Source organism: Mesorhizobium sp. M0802 (genome assembly GCF_040320115.1).
Taxonomy (GTDB): domain Bacteria; phylum Pseudomonadota; class Alphaproteobacteria; order Rhizobiales; family Rhizobiaceae; genus Mesorhizobium.
This window is the reverse complement of the sequence record NZ_JAMYOY010000016.1, coordinates 62,728-77,976: the sequence shown is the minus strand read 5'-3', so window position 1 is coordinate 77,976 and position 15,249 is coordinate 62,728. Positions and strand designations below refer to the sequence as shown.

Here is a 15,249-nt window from a genome sequence, read left to right as displayed (position 1 = left end):
GTCAGCGCACCTTTGTGCCTTCCAGGCAGGCGCGAATGAAGTTTTCGCGCCTTCGCCTCCTCGGCTTCAAGTCCTTCGTCGAACCCGGCGAGTTCGTCATCGAACGTGGCCTGACCGGCATTGTCGGGCCGAATGGCTGCGGCAAGTCGAACCTTGTCGAGGCGATGCGCTGGGTGATGGGCGAAAGCTCATACAAGAACATGCGCGCGTCCGGCATGGACGACGTGATCTTTTCCGGCTCGGGAACGCGCCCGGCCCGCAACACCGCCGAAGTCACGCTGTTCCTCGACAATAGCGACCGGACCGCGCCCGCCGCCTTCAACGACGCCGATGAATTGCAAGTGTCGCGCCGAATCGAGCGTGAAGCCGGCTCGCTCTACCGCATCAACGGCAAGGAAGCCCGCGCCAAGGACGTGCAGCTTCTGTTCGCCGACCAGTCGACCGGCGCGCGCTCGCCATCCATGGTCGGACAGGGCCGCATCGGCGAACTGATCCAGGCCAAGCCGCAGGCGCGCCGCGCGCTGCTCGAAGAAGCCGCCGGCATTTCCGGCCTGCACACCCGCCGCCATGAGGCCGAGCTTCGGCTGAAGGCGGCCGAACAGAATCTGGAACGGCTGGACGATGTCGTCGGCGAACTGGAGAGCCAGATCGAAAGCCTTAAGCGCCAGGCGCGCCAGGCATCGCGCTTCAAGAACCTGTCGGCCGATATCCGCAAGGCGGAAGCCACGCTCTTGCATCTGCGCTGGACGCTGGCCAAGACCCAGGAGGGCGATGCGCGGTCGGCGCTGGCGGTTGCCACAGCTCTGGTCGGCGACCGCGCCGCCGCCCAGATGGCTGCCGCCCGGGAGCAAGGCATCGGCGCCCACCGGCTGCCCGATCTGCGTGACGCCGAGGCCGCGGCTGCCGCCGCCTTTCAGCGGCTGTCGATCGCCAAGGCGCAGATCGAGGAGGAGGCAGGCCGCATCCGCGCCCGCCAGGCCGAACTCGAGCGCCGGCTGCAGCAGCTCGACGGCGACATCGCCCGCGAGGAGCGCATGGTCCGCGACAATGCTGATATTCTTGAGCGCCTGCGCGAGGAAGAAGCCACGCTCAACTCCGAAAATGCCGGCGCCGCCGAACGCGAGGCCACGACGCGGGCCGCTTTCGAGCAGGCCGGCGCAACGCTGTCGGAGAGCGAAGCAAAGCTCGCTGCGCTGACCGCAGAACGAGCGGAGGCCGCCGCCGCGCGCAATCAGATCGAACGCACGCTGCGCGAAAACGCCGAACGCCGCGACCGCTTTGCCCGCCAGCTGGCCGACGTCGACCGCGAATTGTCCGAGATTGTGTCGAAGGTTGCGGGCTTGCCTGACCCGGCCGAAAAACGTGCTCTGGTCGAGGACGCGCTCGCCCGGTTGGAGGAAGCGGAGGCCGGCGCCATTGCTGCCGAACAGGCGGTCGCCGAGGCGCGCGCCACCGAGAGTGCCGCTCGTCCGCCGCTGCAGGACGCCAGGTCGGAGCTCGCCGGCATCGAGACCGAAGCACGCACGCTGGCCAAGATCCTCAATGCCGCCAGCGGCGATCTTTTCCCGTCGGTGCTTGAGCAGCTCAGCGTCGAACGTGGCTATGAGACGGCGCTTGGCGCTGCGCTTGGTGAGGACCTCGACGTGCCGCTCGACCGCAGCGCGCCGGTGCATTGGGGCGAAAGCCAGGTTCAACCAGGCGATGCGGCCCTGCCGGAAGGCATCAAGAGCCTCGCCAGCGTGGTGCGCGCGCCTTCGCAGCTTGCCCGCCGGTTGGCGCAGATCGGCATCGTCGATGCCGCCGACGGCAAACGCCTGCAGACGCTGCTTGCCCCCGGCCAGCGGCTGGTCAGCCGTGACGGCGCGCTGTGGCGCTGGGACGGGCTGAGCGCCAGCGCCGATGCACCGACCGCGGCGGCGCAAAGGCTGGCGCAGAAGAACCGGCTGGCCGAGCTCGATGCCGAGGCGGTGCACGCGACGCAGATCATGCGCGAGGCAGAGGCTGCCCTTGCCCAGGCCGAACAGGCACTCCGCCAGGCGAGCGAGGCCGAACGCAATGCGCGCCAGGCCGGGCGCGATGCCCAGCACGGCCTGGACGCCGCCCGCAGCGCGCTGGCCGAGGCCGAAAAGGCCGGTGGCGAGCTGGCAAGCCGCCGCGCCGCCCTGGACGAGGCGCGCGCACGAATCGTCGACAGCCATGAAGAAACGGCCGCCGCCTTCGCCGAGGCCGAAATGCTTCTGCAGGACGCCCCCGATCTCGGCGACCTGCAATTGCAGCTTGAACAATCTGCCGCCAATGTCAGCCGCGATCGCGCAACCTTGGCCGACGCGCGCGCCGTCCATGAAGGCCTGCGCCGCGAAGCCGAGGCGCGCATGCGCCGGCTCGACGCCATCGGGTCCGAGCGCAGCAACTGGCTGCAGCGGGCCGAAAACGCCTCGACGCAGATCGCCTCGCTCGGCGAGCGCAGGGCCGAGGCCGAGGCCGAGCGCGAGACGTTGGCCGACGCCCCCGATGAGATCGACGCCAGGCGCCGCGCGCTGCTGTCGCAGCTGACCGAGGCAGAGACCTTGCGCAAGGCGGCTGCCGACCGCTTGCAGGAGGCCGAGAACAAGCAGGCCGAGCTGGACAAGGCCGCCACCGCGGCGATCCAGTCGCTGGCCGATTCCCGCGAAACCCGCGTCCGCGCCGAAGAGCGATTGACCGCCGCCGACGAGCGCCGGCTCGAGGTCGAGGCGCGCATCCAGGAAACGCTGAACACGCCGCCGCATCTGGTCATCCGCCATACCGGCCTGGAAGCCGACAGCCCGATGCCGGAAATGGCCGACATCGAGCGCCAGCTCGACCGGCTGAAGGTTGAGCGCGAGCGGCTCGGCGCCGTCAATCTGCGCGCCGAGGAAGAGCAGAAGGAATTGTCGGACCGGCTGGAGACCATCGTCTCCGAGCGCGAGGACATCATCGAGGCGATCCGCAAGCTCAGGCAAGCGATCCAGAGCCTGAACCGCGAAGGCCGCGAACGGCTGCTTGCCGCTTTCGAGGTGGTCAACGGCCATTTCCAGCGGCTGTTCTCGCATCTGTTCGGTGGCGGCACGGCCGAACTGCAGCTGATCGAATCCGACGACCCGCTCGAAGCCGGGCTCGAAATCCTGGCACGTCCGCCCGGCAAGAAGCCGCAGACCATGACGCTGCTGTCCGGCGGCGAGCAGGCACTGACGGCGATGTCGCTGATCTTTGCCGTGTTCCTGACCAATCCGGCGCCGATCTGCGTGCTCGACGAAGTCGACGCGCCGCTCGACGATCACAATGTCGAACGCTTCTGCAACCTTATGGACGAAATGGCCGCGACCACCGAGACGCGCTTCGTCATCATCACCCACAACCCGATCACGATGGCGCGCATGAACCGCCTGTTCGGCGTGACCATGGCCGAGCAGGGCGTCAGCCAACTGGTCTCGGTCGATCTGCAGGCCGCCGAGGCGATGCGCGAGGCGAGCTGACGCAGCATGCTTTGTTGATTTCGTCGGCGATGGCGTCGATCCGACTGTTGCAATAGGACCGTCGCCCTTGCGACCTGCTTGCGACGCGCATTCTGTAAGGTTCGAAGAGAAGGAATTTAAGCGCCACCTGAGAGCGAACGCCAAAGCCCACGTGCAAAGCGCCCGGCCAACGCGAAAGCGATGCCTACAAGGCGGAGATGGCAATAGGCTCCGACAGCAATTCAGCTGCCACGTTTATCGGAAGCCAAGGAAGCTCAGTATCGCAATCACGATAACGACTGCTCCGATGAGCCAGATTATGTTGTTCACCGTATCTCTCCCGAATTAGTTGCTGGGAGTGAACTCGTAAGAGCCTACTAATGTTCCCGCATTTTCTGCGTCGAAACAAAATGGCGGCCATCGCTTCGTCGATTGCCAGACCAAGGTCCGAACAGGGTATGACTGAAGTCCTGACGTCGGAGCCATAGGCCTGAAGGCGGGCAACCTATGCCCTCCCGATACATTGGAACCGGGCTGCCGAGCATGAGTCCCTTCATCGGTGGTCAATCGGGTGCCCGCCATCCCTGAGAGGTTAGCGGGCACCCGATTGTCGTGACACCGCCAATGGCGTGCGTTTCAATAGCGAGGCTAACAGTGACCTTTGTCCAGAGATATGTGCGTGACGGCGCAACCCGACCCGCAAACGACAACGACAGTCCTGCGGAAGTTTCTTCCGTTCTTGACCTCATACCATCGGCTGACGACGACAAGGTCGCTGAGCTTGTCAGGCGAACAGAGCGCCTGGCAATCGCAGTGGTTATCGGAATCGCGGTTCTGCTGATCTTGGCGCCGGTGGTTTACCTTGCAGTTTCTTACGGGATCTGAGACCGCCCGACTTAGGCGATCTAAGATGGCCTGATTGGTCGTATTCTCGTAAATCTGAAAAGTTGTGCCGACAGTCCTCCTCGCAAGACAAGTGTTTCCCGTCACAGATCAGGAGATCGAACGCGACGACATAGAATGGTCGTGCGCAGCGCTGCTTTGTCGAGTTGCGTAACCTTGGTGGTCGGCTTGAAAGAGCGTGCTCACCAGAATTTGCCAACAAGAGCTGTTGTCGCAATTCCTTCCTTCACACGCCGTGTTGCGCGGGAGCAGCCGTCACTGATCGCGCCCGTGGACCAACGACGCTACTCGGAACCAAAGGGATGGGACGCGGTTATCCCCGCGAAGGGATAATTAGCAGATGGAGATATTACAATGAAAACAATGATCGTGAGCGCCTTGGCGCTGTTCCTTGCCGTGCCGACGATAGCTCCGGCAGCTGAAGCTGACGTGGTCATCACGACCCACCATCGTCATCATCACAGGAACGTCAGAATCATCAATGACCAAGGTCAACGCCTTCATCACCGCAGACACGGCACGGTTGCCTTCTACGACCACGGCCGCAGACATCATCGCCGGGATACTGTTATCGTGACCGGCTCGATCGAGCGTAGCCATCATCGCTATTATCGACATCATCGGCATCATCCCGTCGTCATCCAGGACGACAACGATTACTGATCCTCTCCGCACGGCCCCGGCTCTGTCGACGGAGTCGGGGTCGGGGTCGCGTGGGACTTAGATACTCATGACGGCAGCCATCCATGGCGTCGGTAAATTTTATTTCATGTAAATTGGCTGGGGCTCCTGGAGCTTTCGAAATTTCGTCCAGCCGAATTGCGCCCGCTCATCAAGTTGCAGGTTAAGTCTGCTAGTCTGGCGCAATCTGGCAGTTCGGGCCGACCCATTTGTTCATCGAGGTGTCGAGTTCATTTCCCATGTCGGCGGCGCTACATACCGGATAACGATCGTCACCCTGGCGGCGCATGCTAAGGGACTTGTATTGGCGCAACAGCGCATCGTGGTCGGGCGGCTGTTGGTCTTTCTGCTTCAGGGAAAGCTGCATCATGCAGTTGGCAAAGGCATCGGTGCCTTCCTGAAAACCAAACCCGGCACATTGGCGCTTGTTTTCTGACTGTTGACCGGCATTGCCCTGGTCTGTTGTGCAGCCCACCAAGGAAGTCACTACGGCCAGAAACGGCACAACCGCAACAGCGCGCATTCGTCTTTTCCTCTTAACTTTGATGCTTTTAAAGTTTCCCCAAATGTCGGCCAACCGCAACCCATACACGGCGCGGGTAGAACGATTCCCACAGGCCGGATGCCATGTCGATTATCCGCTTGGGTGTAACACTTAGAATTCGTAATTTCTAAGTGCTTGAACACCGACGAACAGGGATGGCTGGGGCGCCAGGATTCGAACCTGGGAATGTCGGTACCAAAAACCGATGCCTTACCACTTGGCGACGCCCCAGCAAGCGAGCTTTGCCCGTTGCGCGCGGCCTTATAGGACGAGCGGCACGAAAGCTCAATGCCGAGTTTGCCACTGTGCAAAACTGATCCACCGCTTGGCGCGGGGACGCGCTATTCGCCCCAGACCGCCAACTCGTTGCCAGCGGGATCGGTGAAATGGAACCGCCTGCCGCCCGGGAACGAGAATATCGGCTTGACGATCGTGCCGCCGGCGCTTTCGACAACGTCGAGCGTTGCTTCCAGATCCTGCGAATAGAGCACCGGCAATGGTTTCGCCGGCGCCTCCGCTGCATCGGCCTGGAAGCCGCCATCGAGCCCTTCGCCGAAGGCCGAATAGGTCGGCCCGTAATCGGTGAACGACCACGAGAAGGCGGCGCTGTAGAAAGCCTTGACGCTGTCCAGCGTCGCGCCGGTCGCGGGCAGTTCGAGATAGTCGAGTTTTCCGTTGAGTTTCATCACGCTGCTCCCAACTTGTTCCCTATATGTTCTATATCCTGGGCAGCGATCCGGCAAGTCTTTTCGACGCAGCTTTTGCTTAATCGATTGTAGTCGCCGGGCTTCGCTGCCACACCTTGCCTTTCGCACTGCAGCATAATAACGCTCGGGTCGGAACGCGGGGGAACCGGGTCTTGGCCCCGGTGTTCTATCTTCCGAGGACTTGGAGGGCGAGCATGACCAAATGGGTCTACACCTTCGGCGATGGCGCCGCGGAGGGACGTGCGGGCGACCGCAACCTTCTCGGCGGCAAAGGCGCCAATCTGGCCGAGATGTGCAGTCTTGGCCTGCCCGTGCCGCCGGGCTTCACCCTCACCACCGAAGTCTGCAACGCCTATTACGCCAACGGCAACAGCTATCCGGCCGCGTTGCAGGCCGATGTCGTCAAGGCGCTGGACCATATCGGGCAGCTGACGGGGCGCCGTTTCGGCGATCCGTCGAAGCTGCTTCTGGTCTCGGTCCGCTCCGGGGCCAGGGCCTCGATGCCGGGCATGATGGACACCGTGCTCAATCTCGGCCTCAATGACGAGACGGTCGAGGCGTTGGCAGCCGATTCCGGCGATGCCCGCTTTGCCTATGACAGCTACCGCCGCTTCATTCAGATGTATTCCGATGTCGTCATGGGTCTCGACCACGAAGTGTTCGAGGAAATCCTGGAGGACCAGAAGGCGAGCCTCGGCCACGAGCTCGACACCGAACTGACAGCGCAGGAATGGCAGAGCGTCATCGCCCTTTACAAGGCCAAGGTCGAGGAGGAACTCGACAAGCCGTTTCCGCAGGACCCGCACGAGCAGCTGTGGGGGGCGATCGGCGCGGTGTTTTCCAGCTGGATGAACAACCGCGCCATCACCTACCGGCGCCTGCACGACATCCCGGAAAGCTGGGGCACGGCGGTCAATGTCCAGGCCATGGTATTCGGCAACATGGGCGAGACGTCGGCCACCGGCGTCGCCTTCACGCGCAACCCCTCGACCGGCGAAAAGATGCTCTATGGCGAATTCCTGGTGAACGCGCAGGGCGAGGATGTCGTAGCCGGCATCCGCACGCCGCAAAACATCACCGAGGCGGCGCGCATCGCCGCCGGCTCCGACAAGCCGTCGCTGCAGAAACTGATGCCGGACGCGTTCCGGTCCTTCGTCGACATCTCCGACCGCCTGGAACAGCACTACCGCGACATGCAGGATCTCGAATTCACCATCGAGCGCGGCAAATTGTGGATGCTGCAGACGCGTTCCGGCAAGCGCACCGCCAAGGCGGCGCTGAAGATTGCCGTCGAAATGGCGCGCGACAAGCTGATCACGACGGAGGAGGCGGTCGCCCGCATCGATCCCGCCTCGCTCGATCAGCTGTTGCATCCTACCATCGACCCCAAGGCCGCGCGCGATGTCATCGGCGTCGGCCTGCCGGCTTCTCCGGGCGCCGCGACCGGCGAGATCGTCTTCTCGTCCGCCGATGCCGAGGATCTGAAGACGCAAGGTCGCAAGGCAATCCTGGTGCGCATCGAAACCAGCCCCGAAGACATTCACGGCATGCATGCTTCAGAAGGCATCCTGACCACGCGCGGCGGCATGACCAGCCACGCCGCCGTGGTCGCGCGCGGCATGGGCAAGCCTTGCGTTTCGGGCGCCGGCTCGCTGCGTGTCGACTACAAGGCCGGCACGCTGATGTCGATGGGCCAGACCTTCCGCAAGGGCGACATCATCACCATCGATGGTAGCAACGGCCAGGTGCTGAAGGGCGCCGTGTCGATGCTGCAGCCGGAACTGTCGGGCGATTTCGCCGCCATCATGGAATGGGCCGATGCGGTGCGCCGCATGAAGGTGCGCACCAATGCCGAGACGCCGCTCGATGCGCGCATGGCGCGCTCCTTCGGCGCCGAAGGCATCGGCCTCTGCCGCACCGAGCACATGTTCTTCGACGGCGAGCGTATCGTCGCCATGCGCGAGATGATCCTGGCCGATACCGAGAAGGGCCGCCGCACCGCGCTTGCCAAGCTGTTGCCGATGCAGCGCTCGGATTTCCTCGAACTGTTCGAGATCATGGCCGGCCTGCCGGTGACGATCCGGCTGCTCGATCCGCCGCTGCACGAATTCCTGCCCAAGACGGAAGCGGAGGTGGCGGAGGTCGCCGCCGCCATGAACGTCTCGCTCGACAAGCTCAGGCAGCGCACCGAAGCCCTGCACGAGTTCAACCCGATGCTCGGCCATCGCGGCTGCCGCCTCGCCGTCTCCTATCCCGAGATTGCCGAGATGCAGGCGCGCGCCATTTTCGAGGCAGCCGTCGAGGCCGGCAAGAAAGCCGGCGCGCTGGTCGTTCCCGAGATCATGGTGCCGCTGGTCGGCCTGGTGAAGGAGCTCGACTACGTCAAGGCGCGCATCGATGCGGTCGCCAAGGCTGTCATGGACGAGACCGGCGTCAAGATCGACTATCTCACCGGCACGATGATCGAGCTTCCGCGCGCGGCGATCCGCGCCCACGTCATCGCCGCTACGGCCGAGTTCTTCTCCTTCGGCACCAACGATCTCACCCAGACCACTTTCGGCATCTCGCGCGACGACGCAGCATCCTTCCTCGAGACCTATCGGCAGAAAGGTATCATCGAGCAGGACCCGTTCGTCTCGCTCGACATCGAGGGCGTCGGCGAACTGGTGCGCATGGCTGCCGAGAAGGGCAGGGCGACGCGGCCCGACATCAAGCTCGGCATATGCGGCGAACATGGCGGCGATCCGGCCTCGATCCGCTTCTGCGAAGAGGTCGGCCTCGACTATGTGTCGTGCTCGCCCTACCGGGTGCCGATCGCAAGATTGGCCGCAGCGCAAGCCGCGGTGCAGATTCCCAAAACAGCAGTGCCGCGCCCCAAAAAGAGCGCCGCGGCATCCTGATTTCGACATAGTCCTTTCGGTATCGATGAAACGGCCACCCCTGGGTGGTCGTTTGGCGCTAAGCTTACGATTTTGTAAGCAAATTCACGCTGATGTGCGCGGCTGAACACGCAATCCCGACATCGTTTCCGCCCAATTTCACGGCCCCCCAACCCGCCCGGTGCCTAGAAAAAGATGTTGCAGATTTCGCCCAGACCCTTCCGCTCGATCCTGATTATCCAGACCAAGTTCATCGGCGATATTGTTCTGTCCTCCACGCTCGCCAAGAACCTGCAGCTCGAATATCCCGGTGTCAGGATCGTCTTTCTCTGCGAGGCGCGCCTCGCCAGTTTTGTGACCGCCCACGGCATCGCCTCGGAAGTCGTGACCTTCCGCCGCGCCGCCATGCGCGGCACCCCGCTGGAGCGTGGGCGCGAGCTCTATTCTATGATCAGCAAGCTGCGCCAATTCCGTTTCGACCTGACCATCGACCTCACCGATTCAAAGACATCGCGGCTCATCGTCAGGTTCCTCAACGCCAGCACCCGCATCGGCTACAATCCTCCGGAAAGGCCGCTGCGCTGGCATGAGCGCCAGCCCGCCAATGTCTTTGCCGAGCCGTTCGGTTTTGGCGAACGTCACTATCTCTACCGCTACCTTTCGCCGCTCGAGCCGCTCGGCGTCGGCCTGCGCGTGCGGGTGCCGTCGATTCGGCCATTGCCGATGGAGACGGCGAGGGCCCAGGCATTGCTGGACAAACACCATTTGCGGCCAAACGGCTTTGTCGCGGTGCATGCCGGCGCCAGTTTTCACGGCCGGCGCTGGCAGCATGAACGCTTTGCCGCCGTGATCGACACGATTTCGCGCGAAACCGGACTGGATTTCGTACTCGTCGGAGGCCCTGACGAGCGCAAGCCGGCCGAGCAGATCCTCGCCAGTGCCGCGTCAATCGTCAACCTCGTCGGCGCGCTGTCGCTGGAAACGCTGCTGGCGGTGTTGCAGCAGGCGCGGCTGTTTGTCGGCAATGAGAGCGGCCCCATGCACATGGCAGCAGCGGCCGGAACGCCGGTTGTCGGCCTTTTCGGCCTGACCAGCCCGGCCGTCTGGGGACCGGTCGGCGTGCCCAGCCTCGCCTTGCAGCCATCCATGCCGTGCAATTGCGTGGCGGGCAGCCTGTGCAATCCGCTCGATCCCAGCAAGGCCTGCTGCGTCTGGCGCCTCGAGGTCGAACCGGTCGTCGCGGCCGTGCGCGAAGTCCTGTCACGCACGCATGTGGAACTGGAACACGCCGTCTGACGGTGCGCGGCGGTCACATTGTCGGGATATCAGCTTTCTCACGGCCACTATCCCGATTTCCGCCTTGTTGCGGGTCCTGGGATGCGGCTATGACAGCGCCGATTCTCAGACAAGACAGGCATCCCTTGCAAAAGCTGTTTTGCGCCTTGGCGCTATCTATCTTGGCCGTGTCCTCGGCCCAGGCCGCGCCGCTTGTCGAGCCGGCGCTGCATCTGAAGGCTGAGGACGGTAGCAGTGTCGGCCGCGTCGCGCTCACGCTCGACGCCTGCGGCGGGCAGACCGATACGAGGATACTCTCGGCCCTGGTGGAGAACCGGATTCCGGCGACGATCTTCGTCACCGGTATCTGGCTGAAGCGAAATGCCGCCGCCGTCGAGATCATGCGCGCGCATCCGGACCTGTTCGAACTGGAAAACCATGGCGGCCATCACATCCCGGCCGTTGACACGCCGCGCAAGATCTACGGCATCCGCAGCGCCGGCAGCCCGGAAGCGGTGCAGGCCGAAGTCGAATCGGGCGCTGCCGCTCTCGCTGGCACCGGCGAGCCGGCGCCGAAATGGTTTCGCGGCGCGACCGCCGAATACAGCCCGTCGGCTATCGCCATGATCCGCAAGCTTGGCTTCAAGGTCGCCGGCTTTTCGATCAACGGCGATGGCGGCTCGTTGCTCGGCGCAACAGAAACTGCCCGGCGCATCGCCGCCGCCAAGGATGGCGATGTCATCATCGCCCACATCAACCAGCCGACCCACGCCGCCGGCGAGGGCGTCGTGCAAGGTCTGCTCGCGCTGAAGGCCAAGGGGCTGACGTTCGTGCGGCTGGATGACGCCGACGGCGTCGGCAACGACGGGACGACTGATTAGGCTTAGGCGGCGGCAGGCAGTTTCATCCCCTTTGGACTGACGTCGCCGACGTTTGAGATTAGCCGAGGCCTCTAAACTTCGTCATCCCAGGATGAAACAGGAGCGAAGCTCCGTCGCGAAGACCCTGGGATGATGAAGCGAGCAACGGCGGCTTGATTCGGTTGCTCAGGGTGCTGCTTCGATCGTCACCCTGTTGGGATAGAAGGCGCCGTGGTCGCGAATCTCAGCCATTTCGTCGAAGGGCTGCTCATAGCCCCACATTGCGTCCTTGCCGGTCTCGCCGGCCGGCAGCACGCTCCAGTAGCTGGCGTCGCCCTTGTAGGGGCAGTGGGTCGACAGGGTGGTTTTGCCGAGCTGGGTGAAGTCGATGTCTTCGAAGGGGATGTAGAATGCCTGGGGGTAGGGCGGTTCGGACAGAAGCTTCGCTCGCGTCGATGAGGCGATCACCGTATCGCCGGCACGCACGACCACGGTACCGCGATAGGGTTCGACGGTGATGACCTTGCCGGGATTGCTCTGAAAGCCGGGGGCGGGGTTGGCGATCTGGTCCATGCGGGGTTCTCCTTGTTCGATTGGGAGCACAGTCCGATTGAGAGAGTGCGGGGTTGCTTCCCATGTCCCTAAAATGTGTCTGGAGAACTCGTTGCGCAAGCCTTCGCCAGTAGGCCAGAGCTGGCCTTCCGATCACTAAAAACGATCCCGCGTGGAATGCTCAGGCTGCGGTCTTGAACACGTCCATGAGGCCGGCATAGGCCGCGGCAATACCGGCTACCGGGTTGGTGCTTCTTGACGTCGTCTCGACCTTCAGTGGGCCGCCGCCTGTCGGCAAGGTGAGCAGTAGAAACTGGCGATTGCCGCCGTCGCCGATCGATGCGGCGGCGACATGCTGGCCTTCGCCTTCGTTCTGGACGCACATTTTGAACAGCAGCGTGCCGCCGACCGCCTCAAGGGCGCCGCCGACCACCTCGACAAATTCGTCTTCGGAAACCTTTTTGGCCTCCGGCACGAGATCGGCCAGACTTGCGGCAAGCGTGTCTTCAAGCTCTTTGTCGCCGAGTTGAATATCGTCCAACTGCACGTCTTCGGCCCCGCTGTCATCCAGCTGCCTGTCGTCGATCTGCCTGTCGTCGATCTGCTTGCCGTCGAGCTGCGTGTCCATGCGAACCTCTTTCAGTCGCCAATCCGCACCCCTACCCCGTTAACGAACCTTAACGTCGACGATGGCCGGATTGTGGCGGTTTTCCCCGCCTTTCGATCACTGCTTGCTTCAGCCGTTAACGGTTGGAGACGTCATGGCTGGACAATCCGTCCGTTCGTCCCACAATGGAACAAAAGACGGGAAAAACGAGGAAGCAATGGGAGGAACCAGATGCTCGGACTGATGCAGGAATGGCCGCTGCTCTGCCACAAGCTGATCGACAATGCCGAGCGGCAGCACGGGACGCGCGAGATCGTCTCGCGCTCGATCGAAGGTCCTGTCGTTCGCACCACCTATGCTGAAGTTCATCGCCGCGCGCTCAAGGTCGCTCAACGGTTGGAGCGCGATGGCTTTGTGCTCGGCGACCGCATCGCGACCCTGGCCTGGAACACGGCGCGCCACATAGAGGCCTGGTACGGCATCATGGGCATCGGCGCCATCTACCATACGCTCAACCCGCGTTTGTTCCCCGAGCAGATCGTCTGGATCATGAACAATGCGCAGGATAGAGGGATCTTCGTCGACCTGACCTTCATGCCGCTGCTGGAAAAGATCGCCGGCGCGGTCAAATCGCTGAAAAAGGTGATCGTCCTGACCGACAAGGCGCATCTGCCTGAAACGACGCTGCCGAATGTGGTTGCCTATGAGGACTGGTTGAACGAGGCCGATGGCGACTTCGCCTGGAAGGTTTTCGGCGAAAACACCGCAGCCGGCATGTGCTACACCTCCGGCACGACGGGCGATCCCAAAGGTGTGCTCTACAGCCACCGCTCGAATGTGCTGCATGCCATGATTGCTGCCATGCCCGACGCCATGGGCCTCTCCGCGCGGGACACGATCCTCCCCGTCGTGCCGATGTTTCATGCCAATGCCTGGGGCCTTGGCCAGAGCGCGCCGATGATCGGCGCCAAGCTGGTCATGCTCGGTTGCAAGATGGACGGCGCCTCGATCTACGAGCTGCTCGACACCGAGAAGGTGACCTTCAGCGCCGCCGTGCCGACCGTCTGGATGATGCTGCTGCAGCATCTGGAAGAGACCGGCAAGAAGCTTCCCTATCTCAGCAAAGTCGTCATCGGCGGCTCGTCCTGCCCGCGCGCCATCATCAGGAAATTCCAGGACAATTACGGTGTCGAAGTCATCCATGCCTGGGGCATGACCGAAATGTCACCGCTCGGCACGCTGTGCACCATGAAGCCGCAGTATCAAGCGCTCGAGGGCGAGGACCGGCTCGATATCCAGGGCAAGCAGGGCTACCCGCCCTTCGGGGTCGAGATGAAGGTGACGGATGACGACGACAAGGAACTGCCTTGGGACGGCAAGACCTTCGGCCGGCTGAAGGTGCGCGGTCCAGCCGTCGCCAGCGCCTATTATGGCGGCGTCGGAGCCGAGCAGTTCGACAAGGACGGCTGGTTCGACACTGGCGATGTCGCCCATATCGATTCCGGCGGCTACATGCAGATCACCGATCGCGCCAAGGACGTCATCAAGTCGGGCGGCGAGTGGATATCGACCATCGACCTGGAGAACCTCGCCGTCGGCCATCCCGATGTCGCCGAGGCCGCGGCGATCGGCGTCCATCATTCGAAATGGGGCGAGCGGCCCTTGCTGGTCGTGGTCGCCAAGCCCGGCAAGGAGCCGAGCAAGGCCGATATACTGGCGTTCATGGACGGCAAGGTGCCGAAATGGTGGATACCCGACGACGTCGCTTTCGTCAGTGAAATCCCGCACACCGCCACCGGCAAGATCCAGAAGATCACCTTGCGCAAGCAGCTCAGCGACTACCGCCTGCCGACGGATTGACCGGGACCGTGCGTTTCCTTGACCTTCAAGCTACCGGCCGCAAAAACGTTAGGGCAGGGGATGTTCAATTTGAGCATCCTTTGCTCTAAGCGTCTGTGCGGGTTGGGGCGGTGCTGAAGACAATGGAAATTGACGAGCGGCAGACATCGAAGGCGGCCGGCTGGTCGCGGCGCACGGGCGCTTTTGCCCTGGTCCTGCTGCTCACCGTGCTGGCCGGCCATCATTTCGAACTGGTCGAAACGCCGGCCTTCCTGTGGGTGCTGGCGATCGTCGCCTTGCTTGCCGCGTTCGCTTTGCTGTTTGCCGGCCTCGCTTTGTCCCGGCTGTGGCATTTCGGTGACCGTGGCGGCCGCGACCTCTCGGTCGGCGCCCTGCTGGCGCTGCTGGTGCTGACGCCCTACGGCTTTGCCACCTATTTGGCGGCGACCACGCCGCCCCTGAGGGACATCACGACGGACCTCGACAATCCGCCGGTGCTCGACACCAGCGACCGCACCAAGGACATGAACGTGCTCGCGCTGCCAACGCCGGGCGAAGCGCGCCTGCAGGCCGACGCCTATCCGCTGGTCACCGGGCATAGCTACAATCTGCCTTTCGAAACCGTCGTCGACGCCGTTGAAACCGTGCTCGACCGCCGCGATTGGCAACTTACCGCGCCATACCCAGTGACCGACGGTCAAGACGAGGTGACGATATCGGCCGTGGCCCGGAGCTTCGTCGTCGGCCTGCCCGCCGACGTCGCCATCCGGGTCAGCAATGATGGCGACACCATCGTCGTCGACATGCGCTCGGCCTCCCGCTACGGCCGCTACGATCTCGGCGACAATGCCGCGCGCATCGTCGGGTTCCTCGCCGAACTCGACCGGGAGGTTGCGGGCCAGGTGGGTGCGGCTCCGGCCGAGTAGTTC

11 protein-coding genes and 1 tRNA gene are annotated in these 15,249 nt (G+C 63.2%); 7 read left to right on the top strand and 5 right to left on the bottom strand.

From position 1 onward, the window contains the following. The first annotated feature begins 35 nt into the window (after window positions 1-35). Together smc and NKI10_RS21520 are read left to right on the top strand one after the other, a co-directional pair. Window positions 36-3,494 carry a chromosome segregation protein SMC gene (gene smc, locus NKI10_RS21525; protein WP_352861844.1) on the top strand — a complete coding sequence of 1,153 codons (3,459 nt, stop codon included), beginning with the start codon at window positions 36-38 and terminating at the stop codon, window positions 3,492-3,494. Window positions 3,495-4,730: 1,236 nt separating this feature from the next. Beyond that, window positions 4,731-5,039, top strand: coding sequence for a hypothetical protein (locus NKI10_RS21520; RefSeq protein ID WP_352861842.1), 309 nt, complete (start codon window positions 4,731-4,733; stop codon window positions 5,037-5,039). Between the two features lie 190 nt (window positions 5,040-5,229). Here NKI10_RS21520 and NKI10_RS21515 read toward each other — a convergent pair whose 3' ends face one another. The 3 genes from NKI10_RS21515 to NKI10_RS21505 form a co-directional block, all read right to left on the bottom strand. Then, the gene (locus NKI10_RS21515) at window positions 5,230-5,580 is read right to left on the bottom strand and encodes a hypothetical protein (RefSeq protein WP_023819241.1); all 351 of its coding nucleotides are present in this window, start codon (window positions 5,578-5,580) and stop codon (window positions 5,230-5,232) included. A gap of 177 nt (window positions 5,581-5,757) precedes the next feature. Next, window positions 5,758-5,832 (bottom strand) — tRNA-Gln (locus NKI10_RS21510). Window positions 5,833-5,942: 110 nt separating this feature from the next. Next, window positions 5,943-6,287 (bottom strand): VOC family protein, encoded by a 345-nt coding sequence (locus NKI10_RS21505; protein ID WP_023670692.1) that lies wholly within the window; start codon window positions 6,285-6,287, stop codon window positions 5,943-5,945. 215 nt (window positions 6,288-6,502) lie between these two features. Here NKI10_RS21505 and ppdK point away from each other — a divergent pair, with 215 nt between their 5' ends. From ppdK to NKI10_RS21490, 3 genes are all read left to right on the top strand, one after another. Further along, complete coding sequence (gene ppdK, locus NKI10_RS21500; protein WP_352861840.1) at window positions 6,503-9,208, top strand: pyruvate, phosphate dikinase; 2,706 nt, start codon at window positions 6,503-6,505, stop codon at window positions 9,206-9,208. A 174-nt stretch (window positions 9,209-9,382) separates the two neighbouring features. Continuing rightward, window positions 9,383-10,483 (top strand): glycosyltransferase family 9 protein, encoded by a 1,101-nt coding sequence (locus NKI10_RS21495; RefSeq protein WP_352512877.1) that lies wholly within the window; start codon window positions 9,383-9,385, stop codon window positions 10,481-10,483. Window positions 10,484-10,572: 89 nt separating this feature from the next. Then, window positions 10,573-11,343, top strand: a complete 771-nt coding sequence (locus NKI10_RS21490) for a polysaccharide deacetylase family protein (RefSeq protein WP_050588449.1) — start codon at window positions 10,573-10,575, stop codon at window positions 11,341-11,343. 165 nt (window positions 11,344-11,508) lie between these two features. Here NKI10_RS21490 and NKI10_RS21485 read toward each other — a convergent pair whose 3' ends face one another. Both NKI10_RS21485 and NKI10_RS21480 read right to left on the bottom strand, forming a co-directional pair. After that, window positions 11,509-11,895 carry a DUF427 domain-containing protein gene (locus NKI10_RS21485; protein WP_352861837.1) on the bottom strand — a complete coding sequence of 129 codons (387 nt, stop codon included), beginning with the start codon at window positions 11,893-11,895 and terminating at the stop codon, window positions 11,509-11,511. 160 nt (window positions 11,896-12,055) lie between these two features. Then, on the bottom strand, window positions 12,056-12,415 hold the full coding sequence (locus NKI10_RS21480; protein ID WP_352861928.1) for a hypothetical protein: 360 nt from the start codon (window positions 12,413-12,415) through the stop codon (window positions 12,056-12,058). A 297-nt stretch (window positions 12,416-12,712) separates the two neighbouring features. Here NKI10_RS21480 and NKI10_RS21475 point away from each other — a divergent pair, with 297 nt between their 5' ends. Both NKI10_RS21475 and NKI10_RS21470 read left to right on the top strand, forming a co-directional pair. Next, the gene (locus NKI10_RS21475) at window positions 12,713-14,341 is read left to right on the top strand and encodes a fatty-acid--CoA ligase (protein WP_352861835.1); all 1,629 of its coding nucleotides are present in this window, start codon (window positions 12,713-12,715) and stop codon (window positions 14,339-14,341) included. Between the two features lie 122 nt (window positions 14,342-14,463). Then, window positions 14,464-15,246 carry a DUF1499 domain-containing protein gene (locus NKI10_RS21470; RefSeq protein ID WP_352861833.1) on the top strand — a complete coding sequence of 261 codons (783 nt, stop codon included), beginning with the start codon at window positions 14,464-14,466 and terminating at the stop codon, window positions 15,244-15,246. Window positions 15,247-15,249 lie beyond the last annotated feature (3 nt).

Coding starts and splice junctions, on each gene's coding strand:
- smc (WP_352861844.1), top strand. CDS start 36: ATGAAGTTTTCGCGCCTTCGCCTCCTCGGCTTCAAGTCCTTCGTCGAA.
- NKI10_RS21520 (WP_352861842.1), top strand. CDS start 4,731: ATGAAAACAATGATCGTGAGCGCCTTGGCGCTGTTCCTTGCCGTGCCG.
- NKI10_RS21515 (WP_023819241.1), bottom strand. CDS start 5,580: ATGCGCGCTGTTGCGGTTGTGCCGTTTCTGGCCGTAGTGACTTCCTTG.
- NKI10_RS21505 (WP_023670692.1), bottom strand. CDS start 6,287: ATGAAACTCAACGGAAAACTCGACTATCTCGAACTGCCCGCGACCGGC.
- ppdK (WP_352861840.1), top strand. CDS start 6,503: ATGACCAAATGGGTCTACACCTTCGGCGATGGCGCCGCGGAGGGACGT.
- NKI10_RS21495 (WP_352512877.1), top strand. CDS start 9,383: ATGTTGCAGATTTCGCCCAGACCCTTCCGCTCGATCCTGATTATCCAG.
- NKI10_RS21490 (WP_050588449.1), top strand. CDS start 10,573: ATGACAGCGCCGATTCTCAGACAAGACAGGCATCCCTTGCAAAAGCTG.
- NKI10_RS21485 (WP_352861837.1), bottom strand. CDS start 11,895: ATGGACCAGATCGCCAACCCCGCCCCCGGCTTTCAGAGCAATCCCGGC.
- NKI10_RS21475 (WP_352861835.1), top strand. CDS start 12,713: ATGCTCGGACTGATGCAGGAATGGCCGCTGCTCTGCCACAAGCTGATC.
- NKI10_RS21470 (WP_352861833.1), top strand. CDS start 14,464: ATGGAAATTGACGAGCGGCAGACATCGAAGGCGGCCGGCTGGTCGCGG.